Genomic DNA, 13,209 nt, shown 5'->3' on the forward strand with positions numbered 1-13,209 from the left:
GCGCGAGAAGCGTGGTTTGGTCATTCCAAATAAGCTTCGAGCAACGCAGCCCTGCACAACAGCAGGCCCGGCCCTTCGGGTTGTGCCTTAAAGCGGGCCAGCCTGCGTTGCAGGCCTTGGAAAGGGAGCAACCATTACCAGCGGCCTGCGCCTTGCCTGGCCCGCTTTAAGGCGACAACGCGGCGGGGAAATTCAGTGAGAACGCCCCCTAGGCCGTTAACAATTGTAATGCTTTACTTATTTCAGAACGGCCAGCGCTGCTTCGTAGTTCGGTTCTTCAGCGATTTCCTTGACCAGTTCGCTGTGCAGCACGTTGTCGTTTTCGTCCAGCACCACGACGGCACGGGCAGTCAGGCCTTTGAGCGGGCCATCAGCGATTGCCACGCCGTAGTTCTCGATGAACTCGGCACCGCGCAGAGTCGACAGGTTCTGTACGTTGTCCAGGCCTTCGGCGCCGCAGAAGCGTGCTTGAGCGAACGGCAGGTCAGCCGAGATGCACAGCACCACGGTGTTGGCGATGTCGTTGGCCTGGGCGTTGAACTTGCGTACCGAAGTGGCGCAGGTCGGGGTGTCGACGCTTGGGAAGATGTTCAGCACTTTGCGCTTGCCGGCGAAGTTCGCCAGGGTCACGTCGGACAGATTGCCGGCAACCAGGGAAAAGGCTGGCGCCTTGGAACCGGCTTGTGGCAGTTGGCCGTTGACTTGAACCGGGGAGCCTTTAAGAGTGACTTGAGCCATGAACGGAGTCCTTCTGACGTTGTTGTGGAGAATTTTGAAGAGGCCGAAGTTAACCACGAAATGGTCTGACGACCTATCCCCTGTACAAAACTTGTATACAACCACATCCCTTGTGGAACGAGCCTTTGTGGCGAGGGGGCTTGTCGGAATGCCGCATCACCCCGTTGGACTGCGCAGCAGTCCCCTGGACTTCGGCTATGGGGCCGCTTCGCGACCCAACGGGGGCAAGCCCCCTCGCCACAAAGCCTCGCTCCTACGAATCGGGTTCAGGCCAACAACTGCAGCATATTGCGGTGCCGCGCCTCGAAAATCCGGCGCATATAAGCATTCACCAGCAGAGCTTCTGTCAACGCGCCACCGAAAGCCGAATACGTTACATGGTCGGTGTACAGCGTACCGTCCTCTACCGCCGCCACCCGGTGTTCATGACGAAAGGCAGCCATCGGCCCCTTGAGCATTTCATCGATGAAATGATGCTCGCCTACCTCGCGGATTACCACGGTCCAATTCGCCGGAATCACATTGAACATCCAGTGTCGAAAACGGAACTGGCGCCCGGCTTGGATACGCAGGCTATTGATGTCGATATCACCGAGCGGCGTGATCCGTTCCGGGAAGATCTTCGGGAAGTTGACGCCTTCCAGGCAGTAATCGAGGACTTGCGCGGGCGTGCGGTCGGGGATGAGCGTGGTGAGTTGCAGCACGGGCATGAGCAGTGGCATTCCATTGGCCGGGAGACTGGAAGACTACCACCGCCCACAAATTTCAAGCACCCCTGTCGATTCAGGACCCGGCCGTTCGACTAACACGTGAATCACTCACATCCAGCGGAGATAAAACCATGCGATTCATGATCATTGTAAAAGCCAGCCCGGACTCCGAGGCCGGCGTGCTCCCCACCGAGGAACTGATGACTGCGATGGGCAATTACAACGAGGAACTGACCAAGGCCGGCATCCTCATCGACTGCGACGGCCTGCAACCGAGCAGCAAAGGCGCCCGGGTGCGTTTCTCCGGCGAAAAACGCACGGTCATCGACGGCCCGTTCGCTGAAACCAAGGAGCTGATTGCCGGTTACTGGATTTGGGAGGTCAAGTCGAAAGAGGAGGCCATCGAGTGGGTCAAACGCTGCCCCAATCCGATGCCCGGGACCGAAGCGGAGATCGAGATTCGCCCTATATACGGGGCGGAAGATTTCGGCGAAGAGTTCACCCCGCAACTGCGCGAGCAGGAAGAACGGATTCGCGAGCAGATGAAAAAGCGCTGAACATTGCAGGGGATTAAGCGTCCAGCGCCACCTCATCAACACTTTTCTCGGGCAAGTCGATCACCACACCGCGTTCTCTTGCAGATGCCAGGCTTGCCCGCGATGGCTTTTCTGCCACATCACCCAAGCCTCAGGTTTGCATTCAATTTCAAAGCACAAAAATCCCGAAAACCTGAACAAACATCCAAAGCCCCCGTCCGGCTGGCGAATCCGACGTTAACTGCTAACTTCAACAAACGTGTCCTACAGGCTTGATAGGAAAGAGATTACGCAGTAGTGGCAACCGCGACACAACTGCCTTTCGGCAAATAGGAGTCTCGTATGTACTGTGCAATTCGCTTGGCCGGCTACAGCCTGATGACCATGTTCGTCAGTTGCGGCGTCGGTGCCCAGGACCTCGATACCCGATTCGGCAAGATTGCGATGCAACCCAGTCTGCCGGCCCATGAAGCGATCTTCTGGATCTACGCCGGTCCGCTGGTGATCGAACTGCCGTCCCGCCCGGCACTCGACGACATCACGGCCGTGGAATGACGCCCTGGGTTCAATACGGAAGTTCTATGACTAACCGCCTGTTGCTCACCGTTCTCTCCCTCACCCTGAGCACCAGCGCCTGGGCCGACTTCACCGCTACGCCCGAAGAAGCCCGCGGCATCGCCAAGGAAGCCTACCTGTACGGCTTCCCGGTGGTGGAGATGTACAAAACCCTCTACACCCAGGCCGTGGACAAAAAGAGCGCGAACTTCAAGGCGCCGTTCAACCGGATCGGCAACACCGCGAAGGCGTTCACCGCCAAGGACACCGCGTTCGTCACACCCAACGCGGACACGCCCTACTCCTTTGTGTGGATGGACCTGCGCGCCGAACCCGTTGTGCTGACCTTGCCGCCGATCGACGAGCACCGTTATTACTCCGTGCAATTGATCGACGCCTACACGCAAAACTTCGCGTACCTGGGCACCCGCAGTACGGGCAACAACGGCGGACATTTCATGGTCGCAGGCCCCAACTGGCAGGGTCAGCAACCGGTAAAAATGGATCGTCTGTTGCGCAGTGAAACCCACATCGCCTACGCCCTGTATCGCACGCAGCTGTTCGATGACAAGGACCTGGCCAAGGTCAAGGCGATCCAGAAAGGCTACAAGGTCGAAACGCTGAGCCACTACGTCAAACAGAAGGCCCCACCAGCGGCGCCGAAGATCGCCTGGCTCAAACCCACGCCGACCATGAGCGATACCCCTGACCTGTTCCGCTACCTGAACTTCATGCTGGCCTTCGCCCCGGCGCAGGATGCGGAAAAAGACCTGCTCGCGCGCTTCAAGACCATCGGCATCGAGGCCGGCAAGCCATTCAAGCTGCACGACTTCACACCTGAACAGCGCCAGGCCCTGGAAGACGGCATCCGCGATGCCAAGGCTGAATTTGCCCAATTCAAAAAAGACAAAGTCGATACCCAGCAGGTCACCAGCGGCGACTTCTTCGGCACCCGCGATCACCTCAAGGGCAACTACCTGTACCGCTACGCCGGCGCCAACATCGGGATTTTCGGCAACTCGGCCGAAGAGGCCAATTACATCGGCTATTTCGTCGACAAGGACGGTCAGCCGCTCGACGCTTCAAAACGCGATTACACCCTGCATTTCGACAAAGGCGCCCTGCCCCCGGCCGATGCGTTCTGGTCGCTGACGATGTACGACGGCAAGAACAAGCTGCTGGTGGCCAATACGTTGAACCGCTACCTGATCAACTCGCGGATGCTGCCCGATCTCAAGCTCGACCCTGACGGTGGCCTGACCCTTTATCTACAAAACAAGGCACCGGCCAAGGACCTGCAAAGCAATTGGCTGCCAGCGCCGGAAGGCCCGTTCTATGGGGTTTTACGCCTGTACCTGCCAAAACCGGAAGTCGTCAGCGGCCAGTGGAAAATGCCACTGCTAAACCCCGTGCCTGCTAAACCATGAATTCCCACTCCGTAGACCACAGGAGCACACCGATCGACACGCCTGGCGGAAAATCCCGGTGCAGCGCCAACTGAAGAAATCCTTGACTACGCTGCATAGTCAGGCCAAACGCAACCCGTCTCCTGCTGCTCACGCCTTACGCCCACTTAACCCTGTTTACGAGAAGGACTTCCCATGACGAACCCGATATCGATCCGCCAACGCCAAGGGCTAAAGCTGTTGTTTGCGCTGGCATTGAGCATACCGCTGCTGGCCCTCGCGGCCGAACCCCTGCCGTCGTGGAACGACGGGCCATCGAAGAAAAACATTATCGAGTTCGTCCAGGCCGTCACCGACCAATCCAGCAAGGACTTCGTCAAACCCGAGGACCGCGTCGCCGTCTTCGACAATGACGGCACATTGTGGAGCGAGCAGCCGATGTACTTCGAGTTGCTGTTTGCCCTCGAAGAGGTCAAGCGCACCGCACCGCAACACCCGGAATGGAAAACCACCCAGCCCTTCAAAGCCGTGTTGGAGAACGATCACCAGGCCCTCGCCGCCACAGGTATGGACGGCATCCTGAAAATCTTCGGCGCCACCCACACCGGCATGACCACCGACGCCTTCGATGACTACGCCAAGACCTGGCTGAGCCAGGCCAAACACCCCAAAACCGGCAAGCCGTACACCGAGATGATCTTCCAGCCGATGCTGGAAATGCTCGACTACCTGCGCAGCAAGGACTTCAAGACCTACATCGTCTCCGGGGGCGACACCGCGTTCATGCGCGCCTTTGCCGAGAAGGTTTACGGCATACCGCCGGAGCAAGTCATCGGCACCACCTTTGTCACCGCGTTCCAGTTCAAGGACGGCAAAGCTTCGATCATGCGCACCCCAAAACTGGCCCACAACGACGACGGCCCAGGCAAACCGGAAAGCATCGACGCGGTGATCGGGCGTCGGCCGATCCTGGCGTTCGGCAACTCCGACGGCGATCTGCAAATGCTGCAATGGACCGCCGCAGGCCCGGGCAAACGATTCATGGGGTTGGTGCATCACACCGACGCCAAGCGCGAATGGGCCTATGACCGTCAATCGCAGATCGGGCGCCTGGACAAGGCCCTGGACGAAGCCAAAACCCGTGGCTGGACTATCGTGGACATGGCGTCCGAGTGGCGCCGAATCTATCCGTTCGATGCGGCTGCTCCCGAACAAGTGCAATAAAAAAGCGTTACGCAGCACTGCAATAAACGTTTGTCGCGCTTGGGCGGTGCAAGTGAGCAAAAGGAACAAAAGGAGCAAGTCAGATGGCTCGCATACGCAAGTGGCTGCCGAAACTCGCCCTGGAGGCAGCCTCGGTCATGGCGATTTCGGCGACTGGTATTACCGCTGGTTTGTCGGCGACTAATGTAAGACCCGAGGACTTTTCGACGCGAAACAGGTAGGGTGCGCAAGATCAAAATGCCACCACTGGATCGCGTCGCGGGTTTTCATGGAGTTGCACACGCAATGAGTTGCTGGACCATCCTTGGCCTCCCGGCCGATGCCGATACACGCAGTATCAAACGCCAATATGCAATCCTGCTCAAACAGACGCGCCCGGATGAAGACCCCGAGGGCTTTCAGCGTCTGCGTGAGGCGTATGAACACGCGCTGAGCATCAAGGAATGGGAGCAATTGCGCGCGGATGACTCGGGCGACGATGCCCCGTGGGACCTGACTGGGCTGACGGTGGTTGAAGTCGACACGTTGCAACGGGTCACCCGTTCGCTGGACGGTGTCAGCCGTGTCGAGCTCGAACAACGTTATGCCGCCGCCCTTGAGCATGGCGCGGTCGATGTCATGGAAGATGCGGTGCTCAGGCATTGCGTCGAACACTTCGAGACGTCCGAAGCACTGCTCGAATGGGCGATGCAAACCTTTCAATGGTTCAGTCTCTGGCAGCGCCTGGAACTGGACGAAGACCTGATCGAACAGTTGTCGCAGCTGCGCAAGCGCTTGGTGGAGCGTCGTGAAGCGCCGATATTTCTGGCGCGGCAACAACGCCTCGCCGCCGAGCCCGCCGCCACGCCGGAGCATCGCGCCGCCCACTTGCTGTTGGCGCCGGGCACGTTCAGTCAGCGCCGCGCCCTGGCCCGACGCTTGCGCGAAGACGATTGGGTGCAATGCCGCAAGCTCAGCTCTGCGTTGTACGCCAACCACCCTGACATCTGCGCAGACCTGCCCGGCGGCACGCCGTTCTTCTGGCGTGACTGGGAACATACCTATGACAGCTGGCCGATGTACCTGGGTATTGTCCTGGCCTGTCTGGTCGGCTCCTTTATTCAGTTCGCGCCGTTGGGCACGCGTCTGGGCGGATTGATCGGCGTCGCGGTGTTCTGGTCGGTGATATTCGCGGTCGCCGGTTGGGTACTCAACTGGCTGACGGCGCACGTTGCCCATCGCTTTTGGTTGCTGGACGATCGATTGAGTGTGCGACTTTCGCCCTCGCTCATGCCCCTGTCGTTTGGAGTGCTGCGCGACTTGATACCCTGCATTGCGATGGCGGCGGGCATTGGCAACCTGTATGGCGTGGTCGGCAGCATCGTTTACGTCACCACACTGACGGGTGTCGGACTTATACGCCGACGGGAGGTTAAACCACACGTTTCCTGGCAACACGCCAGCCCCTTGCTCAAACGCAGCCTGATAGGCGCAGGCATTTTGGTGCTGGTTTTAATACTCGGCGTGTTCAAAGTGATCTCAAGCCAAGGTACGGTCAACCGCAACCAGGGCCTGCAACAGTGGACCGAACGCTTGTGCAGCCGGATGCCGGTCACCGCCAGCGAATGCAACGCACCTGCCACTGTCGAGCAGTGGTACGGCCAGGAGAAACAGCCATGAACCCGAAATGGCTGTTCCCGGTGGTGACCATTGTGATGCTGATCCTGATGGGGCTGGCCGGCTCTTCGAAAGTTGTCGCCCGCATCGATTTGTGGCTGGATCAACACGACGCTCCGCTCACCGCGCAGGCCAATGCCCTGAGACCGGTGATCGACTGCATCAACCGGGTCGACGTGCATTGGCGGGTGGCCTACGAACAGTACAAATCGCCGAAGCAACCTGCGGAACCAGTGCGAGACTGGATCGCCAACCAGCATGATTTCGACGACAACGGTGCCAATGATGCGCCCGGCATTCAAAGGGATATCTGTTCACCGAAAATCAGCGAAAAACTCAAGCTGCTGAAATACGACCCACCGCTGGCGTTGAAAGCCGATGCCTACGCGCAGGCATTACAGCAAGTAATGCCCCTTACGCAGCAAATCACCTTTTACCGGCAGGCGCGTTTTTCGACCGTCATCAGTGAGGTGCAGCCCGCCTTTGCCGATCAATTCAGATCCAAGGCCGAGGACTACCTCACGGAGTCAACGGTACTGAGGCAGCAGGTTGAATCGCTGGACCTTGAACAACGGCGCAAGCAACTCAATCTGATCGAAGCACGTCTGGGCAAGGACATTCACTGGTATTTGCTGGCCTACATGATCCAGGCCAGGGACACGCTGAACCTTGTAGCCGAGGGCGTGAACAATCGAACCCTGACGCCGCAGGCACTGGCTAAAACCATCGCTGAACTGCAATTGGCCTGGGATTACCGGCAGCAGTTCAGCCAACGCCAATTGCCGGAAACGCAAAAGCGTAACGAAGTCCCCAGTTATCTCTGGTCCAACATTGCCAGGCCGACACAGAAATATCTGGATGCCTTGAATGCTCTGCACAAGGACTGGAAGAACAAGGCTGAGCCGCAGCGCTTGAGTGATGACTTTTACGCCGTTACGCGAGGGTATGACTCGCTGATCAGCCGCTACAACCGGTTGGCTCGTGCTGAGTATTGAGTGATGCGGTGCCTGCCCGGCCGCCATCGCGGGCAAGCCACGCGCCCACAGGGGAATGCGTAAACTTGTGGGCGCGTGGCCCCGGGCGGCCTTCCGACGAAAATGGCATCAATGAATACGGCTTCGGTGGCCGGCGCCGTCTTCCAGTCATGCATGCCGCTGGCCGTGCTGACCGCTGCGTCCACCCGTGCAATCGGGATCACTTCATAAGGTTTCCCACCGCACCATTTGACAGACGCAGAGCATCCGGCAAAGCTGCACCTAGCTTGAATGCGCGCCTGACGGCAAACGCAACTGGACTACGGAAGTCGCCATGCCGAACTCTAAAAATAAAGCAGCACAGGCAAACCCTGATTCGCCACCGCCCCTGATTAACCGCTACCTGTTTCCCGTGACCATCGGCGTATTGCTGGTGGCCGTGGCGGCGATCGGCTGGTTTCTGCTGAGCAGCACGCCAGCGCCAATCAAAACCGTGCCCGTCAGCACGCCGGCCGTTCAGCCGGCCAAACCGCAACCCGTCGTCGTGACACCGGCGAAGATGGTTGATGAGCAACAGTGCAAGGGCTGCCACAGCGACCAGATGAAGGGTTGGCAAGGCTCCCATCACCAGTTGGCGATGCAGGAGGCCAATGCCGAGACGATGCTGGGCGACTTCAATAACGTCACGTTCAAGGCGCAAAACGAAATCACCCGTTTCTCGCGCAAGGACGACGGATTCTGGGTCAACACGCCCGGCATTGACGGCGAGAACGCCGACTTCAAAGTGGCCTACACCTTCGGCATCGCGCCGTTGCAGCAATACCTGATAGAGGTCGGCGAAGGTCGCTTGCAAGCGCTGGGCGTGGCCTGGGATACCGAGAAAAACCGCTGGTTCCACCTCTATCCGGGCCAGGGCGTGAATTTCAAGAACCCGCTGCACTGGAGCAAGCCGAGCCAGAACGCCAACTTCATGTGCGTCGAGTGTCACACCACCGGCTACAAGCGTAATTTCGACGCGGCCAAAAACACCTTCGACAGTCAGTGGAACAGTCTCGGTGTCGGTTGTCAGGCGTGCCATGGGCCCGCGTCCAACCACCTGGAATGGACGGCGAAGAAAGGCGATCTGATTCACGCCGGCTTTGCGGTCGACCTCAAGGACAAGGACGCCACGGTCGAAATCGAAACCTGTGCCCGCTGCCATTCGCGCCGCGCACCACTGGACGACGGCTACACCGTTGGCAAGCGCTTGATGGACGACTACCTGCCGAGCACCCTGACCCGCGAGTTGTATGCGCTGGACGGCAAGATCAAGGATGAAGTGTTCGAGCACGGCTCCTTTGCCCAAAGCAAAATGTTCGACAAGGGCGTGCGTTGCAGCAACTGCCACAACCCTCACAGCACCGAACTCAAGGCCCCAGGCAATGGCGTTTGCCTGCAATGCCACAACACCGCCGGCAAGACTTCGGTGACGGGCGTCGACGGCAAGGGTTTGCAAGCCAAAAACTACGATTCCATCGAGCACACCCGCCACACCCCGGGCCAGCCTGGCTCTCAATGCGTGGATTGCCACATGCCCGGCAAGTTCTACATGGGCAACGACTTCCGGCATGACCACAGCTTCAGCATTCCCAACCCGGAGCGGGCAAAAAAACTCGGCACGCCGGACGCCTGCCTGACCTGTCACCAGGGCAAGGCCGAGGACAAGGTCACCGAGCAATTCAAGCTCTGGAACACCACTACCACGGCGCAGGCGCCACGCTACGACGAAAGCCTGTGGCTGATTCGCAACGGTCAGCCCGGTGCCGCGCAAGCCTTGTACGAGCAGTTGCAGCGCAGCAACCTGCCGGCGATTCAGCGGGCGACCTTGCTCGCAGAACTGCCGCTGTACCCGAGCGAACAGGCGTTGAAACTCGCGACCAAAGACTTGAGCCACCCGGCACCGCAGGTGCGTGAAAGCGCGGTGCGGGCGATCAGCGCGTTCCTGCCGCCACCGGAGCGTGCATCGCTGCTGACGCCGTTGCTGGGCGATCCGGTGAAGGCGGTGCGGATCGTCGCGGCCCGGGACCTGCTGAGCGTCGCCCGTAACGGACTGGGCAGCGCCCAGGCCAACTGGAATGCGGCCATTGCCGAATACGAAGCGGTGCAGAAGAGCCTGGCCGAGCGCGCCGAGGCCAACCTCAACCTGGCGATGCTCTACCAGGCCAGCGGGCGCAACGGCGAAGTCGAATCGCTGCTCCGCACCGCCCTCAAGCGTGATCCGGATTTCTACCCGGCGCTGGTCACGCTGGTGCAATGGCTGGAAGCCAATGGACGCAGCCAGGAGGCTCAGACGCTGTTGGCGCAGAGCCTGAAAGAACATCCGGACGCCGCCCTGCTGCAACACACCCAGGGCTTGGCGCTGGTGCGTGCGGGCCAATCAGCCCAAGCCATGCCCGCCTTGCGCAAAGCCGCGCAACTGGAACCGCAGAACGCCCAATACGGCTACGTGCTGGCCGTGGCGTTGCACGACAGCGGCAAGGTCGATGCGGCCTGCGCAGAGCTGGAGCGGTTGTTGAAAGTGCAGCCGGCCAACCGCAATGCGCGGTTGTCGCTGATCCAGTACTACCTGGATAACGGGCAGGAACCGAAGGCGCGGGTGCTGTTGCAAGGCTGGAAGGCCATGAACTTGGCTGATCCGGCGTTGAAATGATTGGGGTCTGATCCAATGGCCCCTTCGCGGGCAAGCCACGCTCCCACAGGATTGCGCAAAACCTGTGGGAGCGTGGCTTGCCCGCTATGGCGTCAACTCGGTTTCAGATCAGACTTACCACGAAGAACCACTCTTCAACGCCAACTCCCGCCGACTGTTCGCCCGCATCGCCTTGATCAGCGACACCGTGCCCACCAGGATAATCACCCCGGCGAACAGGAAGTCGATGGTGTACAGCTGGAAGTCTTTCATCGGCCCCACCAGCAACACCCGAATCGCGCCGATACTCACCAGCGTGGCGAGAAAATCGATCCCCGGTTCATCGCGATAGAACACGTGCAGCAGCGGCAGGCACATCACCAGCAACAAGAGCAGCACGATCACCTTGAACGAGCCTTTGCGCTCGACGCTGAACGCGCACTCGTGGGCGCCGTAGGCCTTGTAGTCTTCATCGCGGACCATCGAGTTGCGTTCGTTGATGTAGTCGACGCGGTTGTACTTCTGGATCGGGGTGAAGGTGTTCGACATCTCCATCAGCGTGGTGATGTTTTTGAACCTCAGGTCGATGCGCTCGTTGCCCTTGAGGTAATACAACACCGGTTTGTAGCCATAACGGTAGGTATCCAAGGGAAAATCCGTGGCCCGGCCCTGCACCCCGATGGGCCTTGGCTCGAGTTCGGCGTAGGCGCTTTTGTTGGCCGACGCGAGGTTGCGGCTCAGTGGCTGGACCTTGACCTGCTCAAGGAAAATCGGCGTGACGCCGAAGGACCACTGCAAGGGTTCCAGACGCAGGCGCAGTTCGTTGCGGCCCAGGTCGTAGCGGTTGAAGGTGCGCTCGGACACCACCACGGCACCACTGAGCATGAACTCGCCGCGCACCGTGTTGGTGATGCGCAGCGTCAGTTGATCCTTGCCCAGCGCCGCAGCATCGCTGGCCGGTGGCGTGCCGCACCAGGCCGTGCTGTCGAAGGCTCCGCCCAACTGGCCGTCACGGTTTTGCTTGAACACATAAAAATAACTGGCCCACAGCGCCAACATCAGTAACAGCGCAATCAGCCCTAAAACCTTCTTGCCCACACCCACGACTCGACTCCTTTCCCGATTTCTTCCGTGCAGCCGAAAGCCCGCTGGCGCGGGTTCTCGGTTATCTCAGTGATTAGTTAGCGGCGTATTTGTCTTGCAGCGCCTGCAGGCGCTCGGTCTGCTGCGGAGTCAGGCCGCTGGCGTCGAACAACAGCGTGCCGTCGGCACCCACCAATTTGATGATTTCCAGGCTGAACAGCGCTTCCGGGGGCGCATCAAGCTTGCCCCAGTCGCTGAACTGGTTCGGCGTGATTTCCCAGGTCGGCGACTCGCCCGGCTCTATACCGCCGGGAATCGGCAATTCGACTGTGCCGACAAACCATGGCGTGGCACGGCCCGGGCTGGCCACGGTGCCTTTAAAACCAACACGAGCCACAGAGTACGTCGTGCCATTCTTGACCTTTGCTACCACCACGGGTTGACCGTGCGGCGCCGCAACATTCTTGTTCTTCTCGGTGAAATAAAATTCCGACTTGAGAATCTGGAACTTGGCCATCTCGACCTTGGCTTTCTCCGCCATCTGCTGGATATCCTGCAGCTGCTTGATCTCGGCCAGGGCTTGTTGTTTTTCTTTGAAGGCACGCTCGGTGCGCAGGTTGGCGGCGATGACGGCGACGTCTTCAGCGGTTTTACCGTTGAGCGTCGTGCGCACGTTGTTTTTAGCTTGCTCGGCCGTGATTTGGCCAGTCAGAGCCTCGCCGATATTACTGAAGGTGATGAGTTTCAAGTCTTCAAGGAGTTGGGTTTTCTTGTCTTGTGGCATGTCTTTCGTGACCTTTTCCAGCGATGCCGTGAGGCTCTCGTCGCTGGTGCCGTCCAGTTTCGGACCACCGCAACCCGCCAACATCAATGTCACCAACCCGACCGCGAAAATCCTGCGCATACCCGACTCCTTTTTGAGAATGCGCGGACTTTACCAAAATGCCATCAGCGCCCCAAGCAAAAATACCCTGCGCCGCAACGCAACATACCCCTACGCATGAATAATCGATTCATCCATAAATTCAGGATGATGGCCCACTGATATCAGTGATAAAGTGCGCGGCGCAAAACACCCCAGAAAACTTCGAGGCGGCATGAAGCGCGCCTCGGCCATAGACGGCAAAGCCCTGTCCAAAGGATCAACAATGAAAGCCCTTCGCACGCTGTTCACCGTTACCACCCTGTCCGCCGCACTGCTGACCTCAGGCTGCGCCAGTATCGTGGGTGACAGCAAATACCCGGTGAACGTGTCGAGCACGCCAAGCGGTGCCAACTTTGTCATCAAGAACAAGGCCGGTGTTGTCGTGCACAGCGGTTCCACGCCCAACTCTGTGACGCTGCCGTCGGGCCGTGGCTACTTCAAGGGCGAGTCCTACACCGTCACCTTCAAAAAAGAAGGTTTTGCCGATACCAGCGCGACACTGGAATCGAGCATGAGTGGCTGGTACTGGGGCAACCTGGTGTTCGGTGGTCTGATTGGCATGCTGGTGGTCGATCCATTGACCGGTGCGATGTACAAACTGCCGACGGATGCGGCGGGCAACTTTGGCAAACCCCTGACCGCCGAAGCGCCAAAAGACCTGACGCTGCTGGAGATCGATCAGCTTTCCCCGGACGCCCGCGCGTCCCTGATCCGCATCAACTGACAGCCCGGCG

12 protein-coding genes are annotated in these 13,209 nt (G+C 59.2%); 8 read left to right on the top strand and 4 right to left on the bottom strand.

Translation table 11 applies throughout. The features are described 5' to 3' along the window. Positions 1-237: 237 nt before the first annotated feature. Positions 238-738 carry a thiol peroxidase gene (tpx, locus tag ACA075_RS15385; protein WP_438659180.1) on the bottom strand — a complete coding sequence of 167 codons (501 nt, stop codon included), beginning with the start codon at positions 736-738 and terminating at the stop codon, positions 238-240. A gap of 266 nt (positions 739-1,004) precedes the next feature. Further along, complete coding sequence (locus ACA075_RS15390) at positions 1,005-1,448, bottom strand: SRPBCC family protein (RefSeq protein ID WP_497293608.1); 444 nt, start codon at positions 1,446-1,448, stop codon at positions 1,005-1,007. 131 nt (positions 1,449-1,579) lie between these two features. On the opposite strand from ACA075_RS15390, the gene ACA075_RS15395 reads away from it, so the two are divergent. The 7 genes from ACA075_RS15395 (at position 1,580) to ACA075_RS15425 (ending at position 10,488) form a co-directional block, all read left to right on the top strand. Further along, positions 1,580-2,005, top strand: coding sequence for a YciI family protein (locus ACA075_RS15395; RefSeq protein ID WP_010459909.1), 426 nt, complete (start codon positions 1,580-1,582; stop codon positions 2,003-2,005). Between the two features lie 321 nt (positions 2,006-2,326). Beyond that, positions 2,327-2,539 (top strand): hypothetical protein, encoded by a 213-nt coding sequence (locus tag ACA075_RS15400; RefSeq protein ID WP_497293609.1) that lies wholly within the window; start codon positions 2,327-2,329, stop codon positions 2,537-2,539. 26 nt (positions 2,540-2,565) lie between these two features. After that, on the top strand, positions 2,566-3,966 hold the full coding sequence (locus ACA075_RS15405) for a DUF1254 domain-containing protein (protein WP_497293611.1): 1,401 nt from the start codon (positions 2,566-2,568) through the stop codon (positions 3,964-3,966). 174 nt (positions 3,967-4,140) lie between these two features. After that, positions 4,141-5,169, top strand: a complete 1,029-nt coding sequence (locus tag ACA075_RS15410) for an HAD family hydrolase (protein ID WP_497293612.1) — start codon at positions 4,141-4,143, stop codon at positions 5,167-5,169. A 285-nt stretch (positions 5,170-5,454) separates the two neighbouring features. Further along, on the top strand, positions 5,455-6,828 hold the full coding sequence (locus ACA075_RS15415; protein WP_497293614.1) for a J domain-containing protein: 1,374 nt from the start codon (positions 5,455-5,457) through the stop codon (positions 6,826-6,828). Next, positions 6,825-7,820 (top strand): DUF3829 domain-containing protein, encoded by a 996-nt coding sequence (locus ACA075_RS15420; protein ID WP_497293615.1) that lies wholly within the window; start codon positions 6,825-6,827, stop codon positions 7,818-7,820. Before ACA075_RS15415 ends, ACA075_RS15420 begins: the two co-directional genes overlap by 4 nt. Positions 7,821-8,133: 313 nt before the next feature. Next, complete coding sequence (locus tag ACA075_RS15425; RefSeq protein ID WP_497293617.1) at positions 8,134-10,488, top strand: tetratricopeptide repeat protein; 2,355 nt, start codon at positions 8,134-8,136, stop codon at positions 10,486-10,488. 114 nt (positions 10,489-10,602) lie between these two features. Here ACA075_RS15425 and ACA075_RS15430 read toward each other — a convergent pair whose 3' ends face one another. Together ACA075_RS15430 and ACA075_RS15435 are read right to left on the bottom strand one after the other, a co-directional pair. Beyond that, complete coding sequence (locus ACA075_RS15430; protein WP_497293619.1) at positions 10,603-11,571, bottom strand: hypothetical protein; 969 nt, start codon at positions 11,569-11,571, stop codon at positions 10,603-10,605. Between the two features lie 73 nt (positions 11,572-11,644). Next, positions 11,645-12,454 carry a DUF6694 family lipoprotein gene (locus ACA075_RS15435; RefSeq protein WP_497293620.1) on the bottom strand — a complete coding sequence of 270 codons (810 nt, stop codon included), beginning with the start codon at positions 12,452-12,454 and terminating at the stop codon, positions 11,645-11,647. A 244-nt stretch (positions 12,455-12,698) separates the two neighbouring features. Between ACA075_RS15435 and ACA075_RS15440 the strand changes: the two genes are divergently transcribed. Beyond that, the gene (locus ACA075_RS15440; protein ID WP_497293622.1) at positions 12,699-13,199 is read left to right on the top strand and encodes a hypothetical protein; all 501 of its coding nucleotides are present in this window, start codon (positions 12,699-12,701) and stop codon (positions 13,197-13,199) included. Positions 13,200-13,209: the final 10 nt, after the last annotated feature.

It is taken from the genome of Pseudomonas sp. LBUM1663, assembly GCF_059695905.1.

Coding starts and splice junctions, on each gene's coding strand:
- tpx (WP_438659180.1), bottom strand. CDS start 738: ATGGCTCAAGTCACTCTTAAAGGCTCCCCGGTTCAAGTCAACGGCCAA.
- ACA075_RS15390 (WP_497293608.1), bottom strand. CDS start 1,448: ATGCCCGTGCTGCAACTCACCACGCTCATCCCCGACCGCACGCCCGCG.
- ACA075_RS15395 (WP_010459909.1), top strand. CDS start 1,580: ATGCGATTCATGATCATTGTAAAAGCCAGCCCGGACTCCGAGGCCGGC.
- ACA075_RS15400 (WP_497293609.1), top strand. CDS start 2,327: ATGTACTGTGCAATTCGCTTGGCCGGCTACAGCCTGATGACCATGTTC.
- ACA075_RS15405 (WP_497293611.1), top strand. CDS start 2,566: ATGACTAACCGCCTGTTGCTCACCGTTCTCTCCCTCACCCTGAGCACC.
- ACA075_RS15410 (WP_497293612.1), top strand. CDS start 4,141: ATGACGAACCCGATATCGATCCGCCAACGCCAAGGGCTAAAGCTGTTG.
- ACA075_RS15415 (WP_497293614.1), top strand. CDS start 5,455: ATGAGTTGCTGGACCATCCTTGGCCTCCCGGCCGATGCCGATACACGC.
- ACA075_RS15420 (WP_497293615.1), top strand. CDS start 6,825: ATGAACCCGAAATGGCTGTTCCCGGTGGTGACCATTGTGATGCTGATC.
- ACA075_RS15425 (WP_497293617.1), top strand. CDS start 8,134: ATGCCGAACTCTAAAAATAAAGCAGCACAGGCAAACCCTGATTCGCCA.
- ACA075_RS15435 (WP_497293620.1), bottom strand. CDS start 12,454: ATGCGCAGGATTTTCGCGGTCGGGTTGGTGACATTGATGTTGGCGGGT.
- ACA075_RS15440 (WP_497293622.1), top strand. CDS start 12,699: ATGAAAGCCCTTCGCACGCTGTTCACCGTTACCACCCTGTCCGCCGCA.